Here is a 22,473-nt window from a genome sequence, read left to right on the forward strand (position 1 = left end):
ATTCGCCCGAGGACTTTCATGGCGTTGGTTAAAACTTCCGCACTAAGCTCGAAACGAGGCGCGCCGGCCGCCAAGCCGGATGATCCTGTAATTGTGGGAGATAGAGTCAGAGTCGAAAACGCGCAACGGCGAGCGAAAGTACGGTCCCGTGCAAGACACGAGCAAGCAGCCGAGAGGATCGGAGCCGCTACTGAGGAATTGTCGGCCGGAATAACCGAGGCAGCTGCAGCGGCGGAAGAGCTTCGCCGGTCGCTTGAACAAATCGCAAGTGCGGCCGAGGAAGCAGCCGGCGCATCTCAAGAATCTCAGGCCGCCGTGAACAGCCTCGGCGCGATATTCGCTCAAGGCCGCGAGCGCGCTGGTACATCGAGCAAGAAGGCAGAATCGCTCCAGGCGCTTCTCGTGGAATCGGCTGCCCAGGTCGAATCTCTGATCACCGCCGTACAAGACAATTCCGATCGACAGTTACGCGCGGTGGAGGTTGTCGGAACGCTAGAAGCGCAAGCCGCAAACATCGGAGAAATTACACGAACTGTCGCGGACGTATCCGACCAGACAAATCTTTTGGCGTTGAACGCTGCGATCGAAGCGGCGCGTGCCGGCGAGCACGGTCGCGGCTTTTCGGTTGTCGCCGACGAAGTCCGCGCGTTCGCCGAGTCGTCAGAGAAAAGTGCGCGGGAGGTTCAGGACCTTGCGAGTTCCATTTCCTCGCAGGTACGCTCCATCGTAGCTCGCATCAAGAGCGCCGCAGATCGTGCCCAACTTGAATCCCAAAGTGGCCGTGACGTTATCGGCGCGCTTGATGTCATCCGGAAGGATATGCACGTCTTTGCGGAAGGTAGCCGCTCGATTTTGCTTGCAACAGAAGCAGCGGAAGCCGCTGCCCTCGAGGCCCAGCGGGGCGCCCAATCGGTTGCGAGTGCAGCCGAGCAGCAGGCGGCGGCGACTGCAGAGGCCCAGCAGGCCGTAGAGCAACAGAGCAAGGCGTTGGATCAGAGCCAGACGACGGCCCATGAGCTGGCGCGTCTAGCCGACGGACTTCATAACGAAGCCGGCGTGGCGGCGGGTTCTGAACAGCTCGCTGCCGCGGCCGAGGAACTGTCGGCGACCGTGCAGGAATTATCAGCGGCAGCTGCGCAAATTTTAGCGTCAACTGATCAAATCGGTCTTGGGGCACAAGCTCAGGCGTCGGCCGCCCAACAGTCGAGCGCCGCGCTAGGACAGATCGAAAAGGCCGCTTCTGCCTTGCAGAATGCCGCCGGCGAGGCGACGGAGCGCGCTTCCGCCTTGGCGCCGATCATAAAGGCGAACCGCGAAACAGTGGTTGCCCTCAGCTCCGGCCTGTCGACCGCTCTCGAAGAAACGGTAGAAGTCGGCAAAGTGCTCGCTGTGTTGGAGGCTTCCGGCCGACGCATCGAAAAGATCGTCGATAGCATTGCCTTGGTGGCGGTGCAGACCAATATGCTCGCTGTCAGCGGCTCCGTCGAAGCGGCGCGTGCCCGCGAATTTGGACGCGGTTTCGCTGTGGTGTCGTCTGATATTCGCAACTTGTCACGACAGTCGGCGGACAGCGCAGCACGCGCGAAGGACGTCGCTGTGGCAATCCAAACTCAACTCGCTGCCGTCCGTCGAGACCTAGAGCAGATAGCAACTGCATCGCAGGGAGCCATTCGCAAAAACCGTTCTGTCTCGGACCGCCTTGCACTGGTTGAGTCGGAACTCGTTCTACTAAGCGAAGGTTCGACTGAGTTGCTCGCTGCGTCCCGAGGTATCCTCAATTCCGTTCGCCAGGTAGCAGCGGGCACGCAACAGATCGCCGCCGCGAGCGAGGAGGCGGGAAACTCGGCGGCACAATCAGCGTCCGCAGCGCGCCAGCAAGCAAAAGGCGCCGAGGATCTCGCAGCGGCGATCGAAGAGATAGCCGCTCTTGCCGATGAACTGGATGGCGCGAAGTCGTGAAGATATGAGTGGAGCCTTTCTCGAAAGTGACGGTGGTTTCCTCGTGTTCAAAGCTGGGGGGCGGCGGCTCGCCTTAGCACTCTCAGACATCGTCGAGATCATTCGTCCGATCAACATAACCCGCGTGCCGCATAGCCCTCCGGAACTTCTGGGTGTTGCTAATTTTCGCGGCACGGCGGTGCCGATCGTTTCTGCGAGTACACTACTCGACGCCAAGTCAGAAATAACTCCGTCGACTGCACGAGTCGTCATGATCAAACGCAAGACGATCATTGGACTGATGGTGGACGAGGTTTCAGAACTAGCTAAGATATCCGATGCGAGCCTCATAGATCTCGATGGGCTACTGGCGAGGAATTTTCGACCGCAGATACAGAGAGATCGGAAGTTTGAAGCGAACCTAGCATCTGCCGATGCCACTGACGCGGATGCACGGCACGAGTTCCTCTCGCTTCTTGCATTCGTGATCGCCCAGCAGGAATTTGCCTTGGCAATCGACCAAGTAGAAGGTGTTTCGGTCCTTCCCCCCGCAATTGCCCGAGTACCACGTACGGATCAGGCGATGCTCGGTGCTGCCGAAATTGATGGGGCGCTCGTTCCTTTGGTGTCGCTTCGCTTTCTGCTTGGCTTTGGGCCCGGGGAATTTGATCAAAAGACGTCACGCGTCGTTCTTGTCCGACTCGGCGAGGGGCTGGTCGGTGTTGTCGTCGATGGGGTAAAGGAAATCTTGCGGATTAAACAGGATGCGCTCGACCCGGTACCTCCCGTTCTGACCCGGGCCAGAGGCGAAGCGCAAATTGAGGCGATAGGCAAATTGGACGAGGGACGTCGGCTCATCTCCATACTAGCACCGGCGAAGCTCTTTGACGCCGAAACCGTTGCCCGGGTGCTGGCCGAATCGGAACATGGATCCACGCACATGTCAGCCGACCAAGAAAATGTCGTCGATGGTGAACAGTTCATCGTCTTTCAGCTTGGCAATGAATCCTACGGGTTGCCGATTGGTTCGGTGGATGAGGTGGTGCGCTGCCCAGAAAACCTTACGCGCGTTCCCGTTGCGCCGGCTTTTGTCAGCGGACTTATGAATTTGCGCGGCAAGGCGATACCCGTCATCGATCAGAACCAGCGATTTGCCGTCAAAGGAACCACGGACGGTGTTCGCAGACGGATTGTGGTAGTAACTGTGGATGGGCTCAAGACAGGGTTCTTGGTGGACCGGGTTTCGGAGGTTCTAACCGTATCAGCCAGCGAGGTGAGCGCAGCGCCGGAGCTCACGACCGACGACACCGGCGTCATCGACCGGATCGCGATGATCGAGCGAGATGGACATATGATCCTGCTCGTTGATCCCCAGGCTCTTCTCAACCAGGCCGAGCGCGACGTACTGGAAAGCATCAGCGCCGTTTCCGAGGCGCCGCACCGCCCGTGATCAAAGTCCTGGTCGTCGACGATTCAGCTTTAATGCGTCGCCTGCTCGGCAGCATCTTCGAATCCGAGGACGACCTTGAGGTCGCGTTTGCGCGGGACGGCGTCGAGGGTCTGGCAAAGGTACACGAGTTCAAGCCGGATGTGGTGACGCTCGACGTGCACATGCCGAATATGGATGGTTTGGCTTGCCTCGACCGTATCATGCTCGAGAGGCCCTCCAGGGTCATCATGGTCTCCTCACTCACGGCAGACGGTGCCGATGAAACGTTCGAGGCGATGGCGCTCGGTGCCGTGGATTTTTTCACGAAGCCCGAAGGTGCGATCTCGCTCGCGATCGATGAATTGAAAACAGCACTCATCGAGAAAGTCCGGTCGGCAGCAAAAGCGCACCTTCGCAAGAGTCGTCGGCTGACCGAACGTGTTCGACTGCAAGGTGCCGAAGCAAACACAAGAAATCGCGCTTTGCCGCTAACGCGTGGACGGAAACCAGAAGTCATTCGACCCGCTGGATTCCGGCGGGCGGTCAGCCGGAACGACCGAGTTGTTGTTGTTGGGACTTCAACGGGCGGACCGCCGGCTCTCGATGCATTGCTTTCGCCGCTGCCTCCTGACTTTCCCTGGCCGATAATTGTGGCCCAGCATATGCCAGCATCCTTTACTGGACCGCTCGCCCGTCGGCTGGATCGTCTTTGCGCGCTCAACGTACAGGAGGTGACCCAGCCGATCCCGTTGGAGGCCGGAAACGTCTACATCGGTAAAGGAGATGCCGATATCATTGTCGTGTCCCGAGCCGATAGAGTTTACGTAACGTCAGCCTCCCCCCTTCCGGAACACCGTTGGCACCCAAGCGTTGATCGGCTGGTTCGAACAACGTTGGAACACGTCGGCGCGGAGCGCGTCGTCGGTGTGCTGATGACCGGCATGGGCGACGACGGGGCTGCAGCGATGACACGACTTTACACCGAGGGCGGCAGGACGATCGCCGAAGCCGAAGAGACAGCAGTTGTCTGGGGGATGCCCGGAGAATTGGTCAAGTTGGGCGGCGCCGATGTTGTGAGACCGGTCGATAAAATCGCGTCCCAACTGAAAGCTTGGGCGCGATGAGCGGAGCTACCAAGCCGCCGTTGACTCCGGATGACCTTATCCGTCTGTGTGAGTTCCTCTATAAGCGCACTGGCATCCAGTATGGCGAGAGTAAACGGTTTTACATCGAGCGCCGATTGACGGACCGGATGAGCCAAGTGGGCTTGAGCAAGTTCGCCGAATACTTTGGACTTCTCCGAAGCGCCGGTCCTGAGGTCGAACAGCTCATCAATAGCTTCACAGTCAACGAAACCTACTTCAATCGAGAAGATGGCCAGCTTCGGTGCCTTGATCGTTCGCTGCTTCCCGAAATTGTGCGCACTCGCGGGCCGGGCGATTTGGTGCGGATTTGGTCCGTCCCATGCTCCACAGGCGAAGAGCCCTATTCGATAGCTATCTGGCTACTTGAAAACTGGCGTCTCGTGGACGCTTACAATATTGAGATCGTGGGCTCCGATATCGATACTCGCGTCTTGTCCGAGGCTGCTGTCGGTGTTTACGGTGCGCGCGCACTTTCCAGGCTCTCTCCCGATGTGATCGAACGCTACTTCCGTGCGGAGGACGAGTTTTTTTGGCGGATTATCGACGACATCCGGGAATCCGTAAAATTTACCCAAACAAATCTTGTCGACGCCACGGCGATGGCGGCCCAAGGAAAATTCGACGTCATCTTTTGCCGCAATGTCCTCATTTATTTCGATGATGCGTCTCGCCTCGCCGCATCGCACAATCTTTATGAAGCCCTTAACGCGGGTGGCTTTATTTGCCTCGGACACAGCGAATCGATGGCTCGTATTTCCGATCGCTTCGAGGTTCGGAGATTCGAAGATGCCATCGTCTATCAACGGCCGAGGCAGTGATGGACGATCTTCTCGAACAGTTTTTGATCGAAGGGCGGGAACTCGTTGTTCAGGCATCCGACGACCTCATTGCGCTGGAGCGGTCACCGTCGGATTCCGCGCGGTTGGATAGCCTGTTCAGAGCCGTTCACACGCTCAAAGGTTCAGTTGCGCTATTCGATTTCGCACCTATGGGTGCAGCACTGCACGCGGCTGAGGATCTTCTCGGAAAGCTCCGAGCCGAAAAGTCGGAAGCGGATCGATCGGTGATCGATGCGCTGCTTGCGTGCATCGATGCGAGCGAGCGTTGGATCGAAGCGATCGCCAGGACCGGAGGATTGCCTGCGAGCGCGGAACAGGAAGGGCGCGGCCTAAGCCAGACATTGTCAATCTTGATGACGCCGGCTCCCGGTGAGGACGGACCGTCCGTCGAACCCGCAGAAAGTTCGGGCCCGTCCAGCACACCGACAGAGAGCAGCACCAGAACGATGCGGGTCGATACCGCGCGCATCGACTCGCTTGTCGATTTGGTCGGGGAGTTGATTGTTGCGAAGAATAGTCTCGGGCATTTGTCGGCACAGGCGAGCGCGGCAAACTCGCCGCTCGCCAATGCGTTTGCCGCAAACGTCGCCGGGTTCGAGCGCTTAACGAGTGATATGAACCGGGCCGTCATGTCGCTCAGGATGACGCCGGTATCCCGGATATTCGAGCGGTTTCCTCGATGGATGCGCGATACTGCGAGCAAGCTCGGAAAATCCGTGGAGTTTGAAATTCGTGACGGTGGCGTCGAAGCCGACAAGTCGATTGTCGACGGCCTGTTCGAACCGCTGCTGCATGTTCTGCGCAACGCCGTCGACCACGGCATCGAAGACGCGAAATCTCGTCGATCTTCGGGGAAGCCGGTGGCGGGGCGTATCGTCCTCGAAGCGCGTGCTGATGGCGATCAGATCATCATCTCGGTCTCGGACGACGGTGCCGGCCTTGACCCTTCGCGGTTGCGGAGCGTCGCAAAGCTCAAAGGCCTCCTAACCGAAGAAGCCGCGAATGCGCTCGACGATGCCGGCGCCGCCGACCTAATCTTCATGCCGGGCTTCTCGTCTTCGGACGCTGTCACCGAGATTTCGGGACGCGGCGTCGGAATGGATGCTGTCCGAACGGGAATAGCCGCTCTCGGCGGGCGTATCACGGTCAAGGGTTCTTTGGGCGCTGGTACGACAGTTCAAATGCACTTGCCGCAGGCCGTTCTCTCGAGAACGGTCATCGTGGCTCAGGCCGCGGGAGATTGGTTTGGCATTCCGATCAGTGGGATTGTCGAGTCCGCCCGTATCCCGCGCAACCGGATCCTGCCGATACGAGACGGCGAAGCATTCGTGCTTCGGGGCCGAACGTTGCCTTTCCTTCGGTTGGACGAATTGCTTAATCTGCCGGAAGGGGGCCAAGCCGGCTCCGAAGCCAAGGTTCTCGTCGTAAGTGTGGGCAGCCAACTCGTTGGCGTAGAAGTCGATGGGGTTGGTGAACGGCTTGACGTCTTCGTGCGGCCCCTTGCAGGCGTACTCTCCGATCTCCCGGGTGTGGCCGGTACGGCCTTGCTTGGCGACGGCCGGGTCTTGCTTGTTCTCGACTTGCCGGCGCTTATTGGATAAGACGACGAGAAATTCTTCAGTCTCCGGAACATATGGATTTTGCGAGCGTTACTCTTCTCTTGTGTGCTCGTCTGGGGATCTCTGGGAGCTTCAGTTGCCGAGTGTTGTTGAGCAGATCCAATTGGAGCCCTAATGACCACAACCGTCCTGATCGTCGACGACAGCAAATTGGCGCGTATCGTTGCCGCTAAGGCTATTTCAGCGCTCAAGCCTTCGTGGCAGCGTATCGAAGCCAGCAACGCCAGCGAGGCACTCGAACTGATCGCCAAAAATCAAATAGATGTCGCACTTCTCGATTTCAACATGCCTGGAATAAACGGCGTTGAACTGGCGGACGAAATTAGGAAGTTACGGCCCTCGATGCCGATTGCCCTCATCACCGCTAACATTCAAAACGAAGTCGTAGCAGCTGCCAAGGCTGTGGACGCGGCGTTTGTCGCCAAGCCGCTTACTCAGGAAGGCCTACAAGGTTTTCTCGATATTGCCGCACTAACCTTGCCGGCCGAAAACATATAATGGCCCCGGTCATCCATAATGAGGGGCCCGCGCAGGTGACCTTGACCGAACTCGAGCGGGACGCCCTTGCGGAACTTGCAAATATCGGGGTGAGCCGGGCTGCCGCGAGCCTGCGCAAGATGATCGGTCAGCAGGTCCTATTGTCCGTACCATCCGTCGAAGTCATGGACAGTCGAGCCGCGGCTGCGCTAGTCGGGGAGCGGGAAGGCGATAAGCTCGTGGCTGTCCAGCAGGCTTTTTCCGGATCGTTCTCGGGCAGAGCTTTGCTGATATTTCCCCAGGCCAAGAGCCTCGAACTGATCCGTGCCATTGTTGGGCCTGACATCCCGGTGAACGATGCACAGGACATCGAGGAAGAAGCGTTGGCGGAGACCGGTAACATCATCCTCAACGGTTGCCTCGCGACGATCGCGAATATTCTCAACCAATCCCTCAACATTTCTCTCCCGAAAGTCATGCGGGGGACAGGAGCGAAACTCTTCGAGATAGACGAGACAACCCCAGATGGACGGCTCGTGCTTTTTCTCTATATCAACTTCTCGATTTTGGACCTCGATATGAGGGGTTATATCGCCATGCTGATGGATCTCCCGTCGCTGGCAAACCTCAGAGTCCTTTTGGATGAGTTCATTGCCTCCGTGATGACTGACGGCGTCGAGGACGCCGTAAATATCTGAATGGCGTGGCTTCGGTATTGAGTGATGCATAGCGAAACCAACAGTAGCAAATTGGATCCGTTGGAGACTTCGTCTCTGAGTGAATTCAAATCGCTCGCCGGGCCGATGTTTGCTGCGTTGGAGCGGTCTCCGATGCCGTTCGTCGTCACTGACCCACGGTTGCCCGACAACCCGGTCATATTCGTGAACGAGGCCTTCAGTCGCCTTTCAGGCTATTCATCCGCGGACATCCTGGGGCGTAACTGCCGCATTCTTCAGGGCGACGGCACGAAACATGAAACCGTCGCGAAAATTTCGGCGGCCCTCAAGGACTCCCTGCCGATCGAAATTGAAATTCTGAATTTTCGAAAGGACGGTTCGCCGTTCCTGAATAGCCTGTCGATCTTTCCAGTTCTTTCTGATGGCCAATTGCGGTTTTTCGCGTCGACGCACGCGCACGCGGACGTCATGCTGGAAGCGGAGCGGGGGGTCGTCGACGCGGAACTTCAAGCCAGTCAGAAGCGGCTGAACGAGGTCAACGAGCGTCTGCGGATCACCTTGTCGCTCACTGGCGCCGCCGCGGCATGGGAATGGCAAATCGATAAAAACAGGATCCTGGGCGATCCGCGCTTTGCGGCGCTTTACGGAATAAAGGCTGAGGAAGCCGCGAGCGGCGTCAGTCCCAACCTCTTCTTCTCGATCATTCATCCCGACGACCGGACGCGTATCCGCCTCGCCATTGGCGGCATATTGCGTGGGGCCGAGGTCTTCTCGAAAGAATATCGCATCTTGCTCCCCAATCACACGATGCGCTGGGTGCACGCACGGGGCCGATGCCGATATGATGCTGAAGATCGGCCTACGCGCTTCAGTGGTGTCCTCGTTGATATAACTGAGCGGAAGGTCGCCGAAGAACGGCTGCGCATTGCGCAATCGGCGGGTGGGATCGGCACATTCGAACATGTGGAAGGCTTTGCGACGGCAACAGTCTCCAATCAGTTTTGTAAGCTTCTGGGTTTGCAACCGGCCGAAGATCTGCCTGTGCACACGATCAACAGTGTTGTCCATCCCGGTGATCCTGCGCTGATTGAAATTTCGGAGCGATCGAAAGCCGTCGGCGTCTCAAATTCGGAATTGCGGATCATCAAGGCTAATACAGGCGAGATCCGTTGGCTGGCTAAAAGAGGTGAGTACCTTCGCGATGCGGAAACGGCGGGCCGCCGATTCAGCGGGGTGATCTACGACGTCACGCATTCAAAGCTCATCGAAAAGCAGCTCATCACTCTCAATGAAACGCTGGAAAGCCGCGTCCAAGAGCGAACGCGCGAAAGAGATGGGATTTGGCAGCTCTCACAAGATCTTTTGGGTATCGCGGACGCGAAGGGCGTCTGGCAGAGCGTGAACCCAGCATGGACACGCGTTCTGGGCTGGGATAGCAGCGAAATCGCGGGAAGGACTTCGGAATGGCTTGAACATCCAGACGACCGCGAGAAAACGCGATCCCCGTTCAGCGTCAGCTCCGACGCAAGTTTAAGCTTCGAAAATCGTTTGCGCACGCGGCAGGGCAACTATCGTCAATTGTCATGGACGGCGGTTCGCCAAGCAGACCTTTTTTATTGTGTCGCGCGCGATGTTACAGAGCAGCTTCAACGTGAAGAGACGCTCGCGCGTGCCGAAGAACAGCTTCGGCAGGCTCATAAGATGGAGGCGGTCGGACAACTCACGGGCGGCATCGCGCACGATTTCAACAATATGCTGACTGGTGTGATTGCTGCGTTGGGTCTCATTCAGCGGCGCCTAAACACTGGGCGTACCGAGGGAGTCAATGAATACATCGAAGCGGGTCTCAACTCAGCTCACCGGGCGGCAACGCTCACTCACAGTCTGCTTGCGTTCGCGCGGCGGCAATCGCTCGATATCAAAGCGCAGGACGTCAATGCGCTGATCGAGGGTATTCAGGATATCCTGCGGCGCCCATTGGGCGAAGATATTACCCTTGAGTTCAGTTTGACGGCCGACCTTTGGCCGGCAATGACGGATTCGAACCAGTTCGAGAGTGCGCTGCTGAACTTAATACTCAATTCTCGCGACGCCATGCCTGAAGGAGGCCGCATCTCGATTGAGACAACAAATGCCCATTTTAGCTCTGAGCCCAAGAGGCAGAGCGACGAAATCCCGGTAGGCGAGTTCGTCGTGGTTTCGGTTTCGGACACAGGCTCGGGGATGTCGCGTGAGGTTATCAAAAAGGCATTTGAGCCGTTCTTTACCACAAAGCCGATCGGGCAAGGCACGGGGCTGGGTCTATCGATGATCTACGGCTTCGTAAAACAATCTGGCGGTCACATCCGGATCACCAGCGAGATCGACCGCGGCACCACTGTGAAAATCTATCTGCGCCGTGGGCGGTCCCTGGAAGAAGAGGCGCGCACCGATGCTAAGGTACAGTTAGCTCGCGGCCGCGGGGAAACGATCCTTATTGTTGAAGATGATTCTTCTGTGCGTTTCACTGTGACTGAGCTGCTTAAGGAATTGGGTTACGGCTTCGTCGAGGCCGAGGATGCCGCGAGTGCCATTCCTTATCTCCAAGGGAATCGCGACATCGATCTGCTGATAACTGATGTCGGTCTCCCAAACATGAATGGACGCCAGCTGGCCGAAATTGGCAGACAGTACCGCCCCGACCTCAAGGTGCTTTTCATTACCGGTTACACCGAGAAAGCGGCTGTCCGAAGTGAATTTCTAGGGTCTAACATGCAGATGCTGGGCAAACCGTTCACGGTCGAGGCCCTAGCCGCGAAAATTCGGCAAATAATCCAGAGCTAAGACGCACTACGTCACGATGTTGGATCGGTCATCTGAACTGATTGGCTTTGGTAGTCGTCGTGCGACGGGCTTCCATCAGGTTGATGCCCCGTGATCAGTTTTTCGATGGGCTCGCTGTGTCCGGCTCAGGATCGCTTTTGAGTTCCGTATCGGGTTGCGTTCCGTTCAGAGGCGCCTGTTGCGGCACTTGTGAAGGCTCAGTCTTTTCGGTGGTGGCACCGCCCATGGTAATAATGGGCTTAGCAGCGGAACTATCCACGCGTCGTGAACGATATCGGGTCGGCAAAGAGCTCATATCGGTGGAGACGTAAATGAAAAAAATGATGACATCGCTTTTCGCGGCGGCCGCCGTTCTCATTGCAGCAGGAGCAGTTGCAATGCCGGCTCGAGCTGCGGATGACATGCAGGCAGCCGACGAATACCGCAGCAGCAAGCTCGTCGGCTCCAAGGTCTACAATACTGCCAACGAAAACATCGGCAGCATCGAGGATATCATTCTCAAGCCCGACGGTTCGCTCGATGAGGTGGTTCTCAGCGTCGGGGGGTTCCTCGGTATAGGCGAGAAGTACGTTTCGGTGCCGTGGAGCGCCATAAAGGTGAGCCGCGATGGTAGCAGTCTGAAAATCGTGACGGATGGCACTAAGGATTCGCTCAAGGCCCTGCCAGACTACAAATTCTACAAGCCGTAAAGCACGTCGCGGCATAGGCTAAAAGCCGTCAGCCAAAAGCCCGCCGCGATCTCCGCGGCGGGCTCTTTTTTGCTGGGGTACCTCGCTCCCGCTGAGCATTCGATCGAAAGCAATATGAATCCGCGCCTCGTTTGATCGCGAACGGCGGCTGCGTTGAGCAATCGCAGACCATTGGGAACAGGTGCTCGCTCGCGAAGGTTTCGAAACTTGAACGGCTTCTGTCCAACGGCTGGCGGGTCTATGCTGACGTCAGGCCAACCAAGGAGTGACCACTGTGAAAAACTCCGACTTAGTTCGTATGGCTAATCAGATTACTGACTTCTTCGGCGTTTACCCAAAACCCGAAGCGCTCGACGGCGTTGCAAAGCATATTCACAATACGTGGGAACCGCGTATGCGCGATGAATTGAAGAAAATTTTGGAGTCGGGCGGTAAAGGATTGAACCCCTTATGCATTGAAGCAATGACAGTCTATTTTCAGGGACCCAAATCCGATGGGCGGCGATCCAATGTCAAACCGGGCGCACACGCGCCGACGGGCGGAAAGCCCAGTTTTGCTGAAGGAGGAGGCGATGCGGGATAGACTCACGCGCGCGCCGTCGCGGTAGCACTTCAAACCGCGGAGTGGATGTCATTGATATCATCGGGCTGAGAGAGGTCGGACGGCGCGTAAGTCTTCCGACCACAAGTGAAACTCGCGAATAGCGCCGAGAGATCAGCAGTCGCGATGCAACAAACCGCGTCGGAAGCCCGGAGCACCCCAACCCCAACGGTCGGCGCAAAGTCAGGTCGGCATTCGCTTAAACGCGCGAGAAAAAAGACCAGGACGCCAGCGAAAGTGGCTCTATTTCGCATTCGCTATTTTTGAAGGTCGATTGCAGGAGAAGGCCTTCTTGGTTCAGGCGTTCACCTCCGCGGTTTCTTCGGCAAGCACTTGCCCTTATGGGTGTTGCCGAGCGGATCGTTGGCAGCGATCAGCTTCGTGCTCTAGAGCGGCTTCAGCGAATGTCTTTAGATCCGGGGTTTGGCTCGATGGGTGGAGATTTTCTGCGCATCGTTTCTTCGTGGTTTGCCATGGCGGTCAACACGTTCTGCGCCTCGGTGTCTCTCCCCGACCGCTTCAATGCAACGCTCAGATTGTAGAGAAGGTCGCTTTTCGCGGCGTCAGCGACATTGACATCGAGCGCCTTCTGAAAGCTCGCCGCAGCGCTATCGTATTTCTTTTGACCTAGCTGACTGAGCCCAATCATGTTGTAGGCGGTCACCACGTAACCTGGATGGAACCGGATAGACAGTTCATAGGCCGAGATGCTTTCGTCAAATCGCTGCAACTGGGCCAACGCATAGGCCATCGTGAAGTGGGCTGGCGCGTGATAAGGCTTCTGTGTCAGCACAGTGCGGCACTCGCCGATAGCATCTTCGAAATTGCCCATGCGGATGAGCGTTTCGGCAAGCTTCTGTCGCGATCCGTAGTCTCCAGGAAGGATATCGAGGGCGCGACGGAACTCTGCCGCTGCAGCGGCCGGCTCGCTCTGCTCGAGAAGAATACCGAAATTGAAGTGCAGCCAGCGATCGTCGGGAACCTTGCCGAGCGCCGAGCGATAAGCGGCCGCTGTGCTTTCGAAATCGACGCTCCCGGCACCTGCTTCTTGCGTGAGCAGATCCACCTGCTCCTCGTGATTGATCTGGTTGGTGAACGGCGGCTGGCTAAGCCAGCTAGCCGCGGTCTTGGCAACCCGGCTCCGGTCGAATGGTGTCATCGCAAGCAGCTTCTCGGCTTCCTCGGCGGAGGGGGCCTCGACGGGGCCAGCATTCTGGCGAACCTTTTCCGGCAGCAGTGCGAAGATGCGCGGAAACAGATTGCGGGCAATCAGGTAATTGCCATGAGGGCTCATGTGGACATGGTCGTAAAAGAACTCGCGCCCCGGCGATCCGTTTTGGCTTTCGCCGGCAAAGATCGCTTCGGTATCGATGAGTTCGACGTGAGGTCCCGACGTTTTTGCCACTGAGCGGATAATGTCGTTAATTCGGCCGTCGGCGCGAAAGCGCAAGGCGTCGAGATTTCGGGCCTGCGCGAACCGCTCACGAGCTTGCGCAAAGTCGCCGAGGTTCCATGAGGCGCGCGCTATCCTGAATTGCAATTCGGCATGACGGTCGTCGATCGCTGCCGCCGCAAGATATCGTTTCAACGCCTCCGCGTATTCCCCGCTTGCCTCGATGAGCGCGCCCTCCTTCACGGACGCCTCCCAGGCTGCGCGCTCGCTGTCGGCAACGCCGGCGCGATGGACCGAGGCAAACGGCGCATTGTCCTTGAGATTGACGCCAACCGTGCTCAAGAGAACTTTGGCGCCCGGCCCCTGCGCCGCGTCGACCATGTCGCGTAGGTTGGCTTCGAAGTTCTCGTACACTCCGGCCAAAGCGGGCGCGTCGGCCGGGACCTGCTGCTCGAGGAACGTCTCCATGCCGTGCCACATGCCCTGCGAGCTCTTCGGGCGCAGCGCATCGCCGAGAAGTTGCCCTGTGCGTGACGATTTCAAGAGAACGCTGCTGCGAATGAGGGCGAGGCTCGAGCCGCCCGGCGTGAAGGAGTTGCCTGCGCCGAACGGGCCGACCACCTCGTTGTTGCCGGTGTAGATGACAAAGAGATCCGGCTCATGGTGTGCGAGATCGCGGACCAAGGGCAGGAGCACGTGTGAGTTCACTGCCGTGATGCCGGTGTTTATGACCTCGAAGTGCACTTTCGGAAAGCGCTCGCGCAGCATCACCTCGAGATAGCGTGAGAACGAATAGGAGGGCTCGGGATCGCCCTGAGCGGCCGACTCGCCGATGACGAAGATGCGGTATGTGTCTGCGGGCTTCTTTGCCGGGAAGGCAAAACTCAGCGGCAGCCGGAAGGCGCCGGCGGGGAAGAATTGCCAGGTGAAGTGATCGTTATCGCAAAAGGAGTCGCGGCCGTTGACCGTGCAGGGGACAGTGAACGTCGCGGCGTGACCGTATCCGACAAGACGCAGCGTGGTTTCGATTGCGGCCAGTGCCAGCACGGGCAGAAAGATTGCAGTGACGATCCGGAAAACCCAAAGCCGCGCATTTTTACTCATGTTCTCATCTTGCCTTTCCGGGACGTGCAAGGAGCATCAGGAAGATGGCGAAGATCGGTGGCTTCGGCTACTTTTTTCCCGGTGCTTGTTTTCCGGGCGCTTGACGCAAGTGCGAAAAGCAGCCGCCGCCCGCGCCGGCCACAGCCCAATTACTTCTGAGTTCCGCGAAGACGCCCACACCGCATCTAGAACAGAGCGTAGATGAACGGAGCGAGCGGGCTGCCCTGCGTCAGGAGTATGAGCGAGCCGAAAAGCATGAGGACGGCCACGATCGGGAACATCCACCATTTCTTTTCCTGGCGTAGAAAAGCGAAATATTCGCCAATGATCTTGAGCTTGCTCATGCTTCCCGTCCGGCTGGTTCGAGTTCGTGAGCAGCCACCGCCGAGGCGGCCGCTGCTGCAAGTCGGCGTCAGGATATCTTATCGACGTCAGTGGCCGCGGTCACGATGATCGCGGCCGTGATGATCGCGGCCGTCGCGGTCGTAGGCGGGCCCGCAAGAACCCTAGTCTGAACTTCAATCGGTCAGCAACGCGCTGAGCGAACATGCCTTGGTCGTGAGCGAACACTAAGCCGACGTTGTTCCGCGAACCGAGCAATGCCGACGTGGCGGCATGCGCGAGTTACGCCGGGCCGGAAATTAGAACGGCCGCCCGAAGGCGGCCGCTCCACGAGTTGCGACGATGAAACAGCTACAGATTATTGTTAGCCACGCCCCCGACGGTGACCGCCATGACCCCAATCGTCATGATCGTGCCAGTCGTTGTCCTTCTTCCCGCAGCTCTTCTTCAAAGTAGGGTTGGAAATGTTCTTGTCCGCCCATTTGAGAAAATAATCGAACAGCAGCAAGTTGTTCGTTCCCAACATATTCATGTGCGTCTGGCCGTTGAACTTCGGCCCGAGCGTCTCGGTGTCGACATAGGTTGCCTTGCTCACCTTGCGTGTGCCGGTCGAGTTCATGGCATCCACGGCCGAGCGGTTCACGACGCGCGTTGCATCGGGACGGTAGTCACCGTTTACGATCAGGAACGGCACCGTATCGAAGTCCTTTGGCGTGAGGCCGGCGTTCGGGAAGGTCGTACCGCCGCCCTCGGGAACGATGATGCCCTTGAGCAGGTGCAGCTTGCCCTTTTCCTTGAGCACACGAACCATATGGAACACCTGGCTCGTCGACTGCGAGTGCGGCGATACGACGGCGCCGCCTAGGCCGATGACGAGTTCGGCTAACGCATGCGAACTCCACCAGTCTGACGAAGGTACGGTCGTCGGCGTGCACGCGGCGCAGGTGCCTGTCGGCAGAGTGGCCTCCGCGTTGGGCACGAGATACTTGTAGCTTTCGAGGGCCAGATATTTGTTGTTGGCCGGATTCGGAGCAGGTCCGATGGCTCCAACGCGGGCAGCGATCTGTTCGTCGAACGAGTTCGGGACCGGCGGGATCGGATAGGCCGGCGGATACTTGCCGTGGCCCTGCCCAGGCATCGCCGGATTTTCCGCGGGATCCGGGTCGCCGGGATCGCCGTGGCGGATCATCGTGCCGTTGACGATGTTCGAGCCGGCAGGGATGAGATGGCCGAACCACGATGTCCAGATGTTGTTGCTCGAGCCGCCGCCAAGCGTCGGGATGAGGTTGAGGTTTCCGGTGATTCTCGCCTCATGGTAGACGGAGCGGTCGAAGCCCGAGCGTCCCCGGCCTGGCTGGTCGACGATGAAGGTCGCAAGACCGTTGCGCACGGCATAGGAATACCAGCCTTCGCGCCCGTCCGGGGTCGCATCGAGGGCGGATCCCGTATAGCCTGATCCATGCACCATGATGAGCGGCCACTTCTTGCGCTCCTCAGGGATCTGGAACTGCACGTAAGCCTGGCCGATAGTGATCTGCTCGGGCGGGCCTTCCACCGTCGCCGATGAGGCGAAGTTCGTGACCTTGGGCACGCCGCCGACGAAGAACCCACCCTGATCGCAGACGTCATACGACTTACCGATGTAACGGCTCTCCAGTGGGTTTTCCCATGCCGGTGCGCCGGTGGTGTATACGGTGGTTGTGAGCGCTGCGGTTAGTGCAGCGAGACTGAACGCGCCTCTCTTGGATGTTGCGTGCAATTTCATTGAGTTTTTCACTGAGATTCTCCCTGGAAGTCACCTCATTATCGCTGGCGGCCTTGAGTGATCCGCCATGCTTGCAGACAAAAAGCCACGCACCGCCGAACGCTCGAAACTGGCGCCGTAGCTGCCTGCCTTTAGGCGGCGGTCGCTAATCCGCTGTTGGCGATCAAGCCATTCGGAAAAACGTGCTGCCACCGCTCGCGGGCCATGCGCGCCTGACGTCCGTGAAATGTCCTCATGGCATCGCGAGCTCGTCAGTAATAGGAGAGCGTGCGCCACTTCGCTTGGCGCCGGGTGCACGGATGTGGCAGAGGGTGACCTGCACAATCGGCATCTTCGCGGTTGCGTCTTAGGCCCGCCGGGTTCCGCTCGGCAGCGATTACGTATCGTCTGCGTCGAGACCCGTTGCTGCTTTGTGCGTACTTTTTGCGAGCTGGAAGAAACTGGGTAGACAGCAGGGCCAACTTTCTGCTCGTGTTGAAGGCATGAGCAGAAATTTCCACGAGTCCTTTACCCAGAATGAGATCGCCCGACCAACAGAGCGCGCGACGGGGCTGGTCTTCGCCGCCGTGGCCGGCATTGTCGCGATCATCTGGCGAGAGTCGCACATCACTCTGTGGAGAGCTTCGGCCGCTGGCGTCGCTTTGGCCGCCGCGAGCCTGTTCGCGCCGGCGATGTTGAAGCCGCTCAACGGAGCGTGGTTCTATTTCGGCCTACTGCTGCACCGGATCGTAAATCCGTTGGTGATGTTCGCCATCTTCGCCGTGGTCTTCGTGCCGGCGGGACTGCTAATGCGGATCTGGCACGACCCGTTGAGATCAAAGCGCGCGAAAGACGCAGCCACTTATTGGATCGACCGCGGTACGGAGCCCAACACGACCAAGTCCATGACAAATCAATTTTGAATACGCATCGGCTTTCTGCAAAAGGACCGCCCTGGGAGAAACGCGAATGGTCGTGACGAACCAATGGCTGCCGAAGCCTGCTTCCATGCAGTCTTGTTAGCTCGGGAGTCTGCTGCCGTGCGCTTGCTTGGCCTTTCAGCGTTCTACCACGATAGTGCAGCAGCTCTCATCGAGGATGGGCGGATCATTGCGGCCGCACAGGAGGAGAGGTTCACGCGCAAGAAGCATGACGCGGGTTTCCCGGCCAAGGCTATTCAATATTGCCTCGAGGCCGGAAAAATAAGTCTCGATGACGTCGCCAACGTGGTGTTTTTCGAGAAGCCACTGGTCAAATTCGAGCGCTTGATCGAAACCTACCTAGCGAACGCGCCACGCGGCTTTACCTCCTTTCGCATGGCCATGCCGCTGTGGATCAAGGAAAAGCTTTTCCAGAAGTCCGAGCTTGAGAAGCTGCTCGCGAAGCTTTCCCCGAGCGGAAGCGTCGAGGGTAAGCTGCTTTTCGCCGAGCATCATGAAAGCCACGCCGCCTCTGCCTTCTTTCCCTCGCCGTTCGAGGAAGCCGTCGTGCTAACGATGGATGGCGTCGGCGAGTGGGCGACGACGTCTGTCTGGATCGGCCATGGCAATACGCTCGATCTCAAACGCGAGATCCGCTGGCCGCACAGTTTGGGCCTGCTCTACTCGGCCTTCACCTACTACGCGGGTTTCAAGGTCAACTCGGGCGAGTACAAGGTGATGGGGCTGGCTCCTTATGGCGAGCCCAGGTACGCCGACCTCATCTTGGCGAACGTGATCGACCTCAAGGAGGACGGCTCGTTCTGGCTCGATCAGAGCTACTTCAACTACGCGACCGGCCTCACCATGACGTCGCGGAAATTCCACGACCTGTTCGGCGGCCCGCCGCGCGACGCCGAAGCGCGCCTCACACAGCGCGACATGGATCTTGCCGCGTCCGTGCAGAAGGTCACCGAAGAGATCATGTTGCGCACGACGCGCAGCCTCGCCAAGACCTATGGCATCAACAACCTTTGCCTTGCGGGCGGCGTGGCACTCAACTGCGTGGGGAACGGAAGAGTGCTGCGCGACGGCGCCTTTAAGCGCATCTGGGTCCAGCCCGCCGCAGGCGACGCTGGCGGCGCGGTGGGCGCCGCGCTGGCGGCCTATCACACGCACCACGCGCAACCGCGGCGTTCGAACGGCGGACGTGACGCGATGCAGGGGGCCTATCTTGGGCCGGAGTTCTCGCAGGCGGAAATCGAAAGGCGGCTCTCGGGTGCCGGCGCCAAGTTCTCGGTCGTTGCGGAACCGATGATTTTCGAGCGCGCCTGCGACGCGCTCGAAGCGGGTCACGCGGTGGGCTGGTTCCAGGGCCGCATGGAGTTCGGGCCGCGCGCCCTCGGCGCCCGTTCGATTCTTGGCGACCCTCGCAATCCCGAGATGCAGAAGACGCTCAATCTCAAGATCAAGTACCGGGAAAGCTTCAGGCCATTCGCGCCGTCCGTGCTGCGAGAAGATGTCGCCGACTATTTCGACCTCGACGAGGACAGCCCCTACATGCTGTTCGTGGCCGACGTGCAGCGTAGCCGTCGTCGGGCAATTGATGTGTCCAAGGAGGGTCTATTCGGCATCGACAAGCTCAACGTCCTTCGGTCGGATATCCCGGCGGTCACACATGTCGATTACTCCGCGCGTGTCCAGACGGTGCACGCGGAGACAAACCCCCGCTATCACCAGTTGCTTTCTACCTTCAAACGCAGGACCGGATGCGCCGTTCTGGTCAACACCAGCTTCAATGTGCGCGGCGAGCCGATCGTCTGCACACCCGAGGACGCGTTTAATTGCTTTATGGGTACGGCGATGGAAACGCTTGTCATCGGCAATTGCGTCCTCGCCAAGGTCGATCAGGAAAAGCGGCTAGCGCGTGAATACGCAAAGGGGCTCGAGGCCGACTAAGGCCAAAGTCCTTGTATAGCGCTGATCGGCGTCGGGGCGGTACGATCGTCCGGGCCCAATCGTGCAATGCTTCCGGGCGTGCTGGTCACCAGTCAGCTGGGACAGCTTTCTTTGGGCGGTCAGCTCCAATGCCCCTTAAGCCGACAACTGAAAAGGAACATGAATGGACCGGTGCCTGCATCGGCCGTTGCAGGATTGAACTGCTTGACGATCGACTTTGAGGACCTACCGTTCGCGAACTTCTCGAAGATGCGCCGCACGATGCTCGCCTGCGCCTCGTTTATGATCCGATCGCCGCGCAGAGGCGTCCCATCGGAAGCAAACTGCTTCGCGACATCATAGCCGTAACAGTTGCCGCCGCCGATTTGCTTTCCTCGACGCATCCTTACCTCGTGCTCACTAACCGGACGGCTACCGGATGTTCCCGAGTTAGCTGAATTTCTTCCGTTTCGTGGCGGATCAGAAGGCTTTTGCCCTCGCGTAGCGCGTACTCTACTTTCTCGCGGCCGATTTCAACTTCCAGCATCTGCCCGCGGTACATCACGGGAAACCGAAGTATCGCATTTACCTGCGGCGCGCGGCGTGGCCAGAATGACAGCGTCCCCCCGTCGTCCCGCATGCCTCCGAAACCGTAGGTGAGCAACATCCAGATGCCGCCCATCGAGGCGATATGGCAACCATCCTTCACGTTGCCGCCGACGTCAGCCAGATCCATCAGCAGGGCAGCCATTCCGTATCGGACGGCTTTCTTCATATCGTTGGCTTGCGCGGCAATGATCGCCTCGACGCAAGTCGACAACGATGAATCGCCGGTGGTCAAAGGATCGTAGAAGTCAAAATTGCGCTTTTTGATCTCTGTTGAAAAGGCATCACCCAAGAGGAACATGGCCAAAATCACATCCGTCTGTTTGATGACTTGTTTCCTGTAAATGTTCAGCGGATGGTAAAAGAGCAGCAGCGGATAGTGATCGCGCGGCGTGGACTGGAAGTCCCAGGGCTCTCTGTCGAGAAAACTGTCATCCTGCGGAATGATCTTCAGGCTCTCATCATACGGCACGTACATGTCCTCTGCCGCGCGTGCCCACGCCTCGACCTCAGAGCATTCGAGCGCGGTTTTGTGCACAAGGGCGCTGTAGGCCTCTGGTTCCCTCGCCCGCAGTTCGTCGACCGTTCGAGCCGCAAAGCGCAGGTTCTCCCGCGCCATGAGATTCGTATATGCGTTGTTGTTGACGACGGTGTTGTACTCGTCTGGCCCTGTCACCGCATTGATGCAGAACTTTCCGCCTTTTGCGTCCGAGTAGAAGCCTAGATCGAGCCATAGGCGCGCCGTTTCCACGAGCATCTCGGCACCGTAGTCCCACAGGAACTCCTCGTCGCCGGTCGCTTCCACGTACTTGCGCAACGCATACATAATGTCCGCGTTGATGTGGTACTGCGCGGTGCCAGCGGCGTAGTACGCGGAGGCTTCTTCGCCGTTGATCGTGCGCCACGGGAACATGGCTCCGCGTTGGTCCAACTCCTTGGCGCGCGCTCGCGCCTGCGGCAGCATTTTGTAGCGGAAAATCAGCAAATTCCTGGCGATGCGGGGAGAGGTATAGATGAGAAACGGCAGGAGGTAGATTTCCGTGTCCCAGAAATAATGTCCGTCGTACGATTGTCCGGTGAGACCTTTTGCCGGGACTCCTTCTTCATCGGCGCGCGCTGAGGCCTGCAGGATGTGAAACAGATTGAAGCGAATGGCTTGCTGGATCTCGATCGTCGTGAGCTTGGCGCGCTCTTCCGGGATATCCTTTACCTGGACATCGCTGTGGCGCCAGAAGTCATCGAGATAGTTCTCCTGTGCGGCGAGTAAGCGTTCAAATCCCTGAGCCGTTGTGCGGTCAAGCGCCCATTCGGCACGACCGCAAAGTTCTTCGACTGAGGCCGTATGCGACGTGTGATAGACGATGTATTTGGTGAGATGGATGGGACAGTCGGGCTGCGCCTCAACCGTGAAAGCAACCTGCCCGAAATCTTCGTTGTGAACCGTTTTGTAAGCATGCGGGCACGCGGTCTCCAGCGCATGATCGGTGGCGCAGGTGAGGGTCAGGCGGCTCCGCTCGGTCGCATGACACAGCACGATGCGACGATCCCTGGAGTAGTTCGCTCGGCTGTGGAGCACCCGGCCTGCAACGGCTCTCGTCCGTCGCGGATCGAATTGGTTGGTGCGGACGTTCGGTTCATTCGCCGCCATCTCCGACGAGATCACGATGGAAGCTTCCGCGTTGAGTAGCTTCACACAATAGGAAATGGCGGCGACGTGCCGATGGACGAAAGAGATCAGACGCCGGGATGTGATCGAGATGTGTTTGCCTGCAGGCGTTTCCCAAATGATCTCGCGGTCGAGTGTCCCCGACTTCATGTTGAGCCGGCGCTCGTAGAGCTTGAGGGTCGCGCGCGGTAGCCAGAACGGCTCGTCGTCCACGAACAATTTGATGATCTTGCTGTTGGTCACGTTGCAGATCGTCTGCCCCGTTTTCGCGAAGCCATAGGCATCTTCTGCGTAGACGATCGGCCACGTTTCATAGAACCCGTTGATCAGGGTGGCGTTCTCGGCATTGGGGCCGCCTTCCTCCGGGCACCCGCGCATGCCGAGGTACCCGTTACCTAGCGCCATCACCGTTTCGAGTTGAGCCAGAAATTCGGGGTGATACCCTTTTTCGATGATGTTCCACTCGTCGGCCGGGTAATCACGGGATGGCGGCCTGAGGGGTTCGTGATGGATCATCGCGCCGCTC

Annotated in this window: 17 protein-coding genes; 12 read left to right on the plus strand and 5 right to left on the minus strand. The window is 58.4% G+C overall.

Translation table 11 applies throughout. The annotated features are described in order from the left end of the window. Nucleotides 1-198: 198 nt before the first annotated feature. The 10 genes from AC1DK3_RS00750 (at nucleotide 199) to AC1DK3_RS00795 (ending at nucleotide 12,219) form a co-directional block, all read left to right on the plus strand. Entirely contained in the window at nucleotides 199-1,959 is a 1,761-nt protein-coding gene (locus AC1DK3_RS00750; protein ID WP_477190396.1) for a methyl-accepting chemotaxis protein, read from the plus strand. Further along, a complete protein-coding gene (locus AC1DK3_RS00755; RefSeq protein ID WP_477192842.1) occupies nucleotides 1,934-3,388 on the plus strand; it encodes a chemotaxis protein CheW in 1,455 nt (484 codons plus the stop codon). Before AC1DK3_RS00750 ends, AC1DK3_RS00755 begins: the two co-directional genes overlap by 26 nt. Continuing rightward, a complete protein-coding gene (gene cheB, locus AC1DK3_RS00760; protein WP_477190397.1) occupies nucleotides 3,385-4,491 on the plus strand; it encodes a chemotaxis-specific protein-glutamate methyltransferase CheB in 1,107 nt (368 codons plus the stop codon). The genes AC1DK3_RS00755 and cheB overlap by 4 nt, the downstream gene beginning before the upstream one ends. Beyond that, complete coding sequence (locus AC1DK3_RS00765) at nucleotides 4,488-5,330, plus strand: CheR family methyltransferase (protein WP_477190398.1); 843 nt, start codon at nucleotides 4,488-4,490, stop codon at nucleotides 5,328-5,330. Before cheB ends, AC1DK3_RS00765 begins: the two co-directional genes overlap by 4 nt. After that, a complete protein-coding gene (locus tag AC1DK3_RS00770) occupies nucleotides 5,330-6,952 on the plus strand; it encodes a chemotaxis protein CheA (RefSeq protein ID WP_477190399.1) in 1,623 nt (540 codons plus the stop codon). The genes AC1DK3_RS00765 and AC1DK3_RS00770 overlap by 1 nt, the downstream gene beginning before the upstream one ends. A 132-nt stretch (nucleotides 6,953-7,084) precedes the next feature. After that, nucleotides 7,085-7,468 (plus strand): response regulator transcription factor, encoded by a 384-nt coding sequence (locus AC1DK3_RS00775; RefSeq protein WP_477190400.1) that lies wholly within the window; start codon nucleotides 7,085-7,087, stop codon nucleotides 7,466-7,468. Next, entirely contained in the window at nucleotides 7,468-8,145 is a 678-nt protein-coding gene (locus tag AC1DK3_RS00780; protein ID WP_477190401.1) for a chemotaxis protein CheX, read from the plus strand. Before AC1DK3_RS00775 ends, AC1DK3_RS00780 begins: the two co-directional genes overlap by 1 nt. A 105-nt stretch (nucleotides 8,146-8,250) precedes the next feature. After that, nucleotides 8,251-10,947, plus strand: a complete 2,697-nt coding sequence (locus AC1DK3_RS00785; protein ID WP_477192843.1) for a hybrid sensor histidine kinase/response regulator — start codon at nucleotides 8,251-8,253, stop codon at nucleotides 10,945-10,947. A 311-nt stretch (nucleotides 10,948-11,258) separates the two neighbouring features. After that, nucleotides 11,259-11,636, plus strand: a complete 378-nt coding sequence (locus AC1DK3_RS00790; protein WP_477190402.1) for a PRC-barrel domain-containing protein — start codon at nucleotides 11,259-11,261, stop codon at nucleotides 11,634-11,636. Between the two features lie 274 nt (nucleotides 11,637-11,910). After that, nucleotides 11,911-12,219 carry a formate dehydrogenase subunit delta gene (locus AC1DK3_RS00795; RefSeq protein ID WP_477190403.1) on the plus strand — a complete coding sequence of 103 codons (309 nt, stop codon included), beginning with the start codon at nucleotides 11,911-11,913 and terminating at the stop codon, nucleotides 12,217-12,219. Between the two features lie 415 nt (nucleotides 12,220-12,634). On the opposite strand, the gene AC1DK3_RS00800 is transcribed toward AC1DK3_RS00795, so the two are convergent. From AC1DK3_RS00800 to AC1DK3_RS00810, 3 genes are all read right to left on the minus strand, one after another. Then, nucleotides 12,635-14,734, minus strand: a complete 2,100-nt coding sequence (locus AC1DK3_RS00800) for a tetratricopeptide repeat protein (RefSeq protein WP_477190404.1) — start codon at nucleotides 14,732-14,734, stop codon at nucleotides 12,635-12,637. A gap of 185 nt (nucleotides 14,735-14,919) precedes the next feature. Next, the gene (locus tag AC1DK3_RS00805; RefSeq protein WP_477190405.1) at nucleotides 14,920-15,078 is read right to left on the minus strand and encodes a DUF5989 family protein; all 159 of its coding nucleotides are present in this window, start codon (nucleotides 15,076-15,078) and stop codon (nucleotides 14,920-14,922) included. 362 nt (nucleotides 15,079-15,440) lie between these two features. Beyond that, on the minus strand, nucleotides 15,441-16,841 hold the full coding sequence (locus AC1DK3_RS00810) for an alpha/beta hydrolase family protein (protein WP_477190406.1): 1,401 nt from the start codon (nucleotides 16,839-16,841) through the stop codon (nucleotides 15,441-15,443). 482 nt (nucleotides 16,842-17,323) lie between these two features. Here AC1DK3_RS00810 and AC1DK3_RS00815 point away from each other — a divergent pair, with 482 nt between their 5' ends. Further along, nucleotides 17,324-17,743, plus strand: a complete 420-nt coding sequence (locus AC1DK3_RS00815; protein ID WP_477190407.1) for a hypothetical protein — start codon at nucleotides 17,324-17,326, stop codon at nucleotides 17,741-17,743. 117 nt (nucleotides 17,744-17,860) lie between these two features. Next, nucleotides 17,861-19,696: a carbamoyltransferase family protein gene (locus AC1DK3_RS00820; RefSeq protein WP_477190408.1), complete on the plus strand. Its 1,836-nt coding sequence runs from the start codon at nucleotides 17,861-17,863 to the stop codon at nucleotides 19,694-19,696. Between the two features lie 119 nt (nucleotides 19,697-19,815). Here the strand turns inward: AC1DK3_RS00820 and AC1DK3_RS00825 are convergent, their stop codons facing one another. Together AC1DK3_RS00825 and AC1DK3_RS00830 are read right to left on the minus strand one after the other, a co-directional pair. Beyond that, on the minus strand, nucleotides 19,816-20,079 hold the full coding sequence (locus AC1DK3_RS00825) for a hypothetical protein (protein WP_477190409.1): 264 nt from the start codon (nucleotides 20,077-20,079) through the stop codon (nucleotides 19,816-19,818). A 2-nt stretch (nucleotides 20,080-20,081) separates the two neighbouring features. Beyond that, the gene (locus AC1DK3_RS00830; protein WP_477190410.1) at nucleotides 20,082-22,463 is read right to left on the minus strand and encodes a glycoside hydrolase family 65 protein; all 2,382 of its coding nucleotides are present in this window, start codon (nucleotides 22,461-22,463) and stop codon (nucleotides 20,082-20,084) included. Nucleotides 22,464-22,473 lie beyond the last annotated feature (10 nt).

The sequence above is a fragment of the Hyphomicrobium sp. 01T421 genome, from assembly GCF_056398805.1.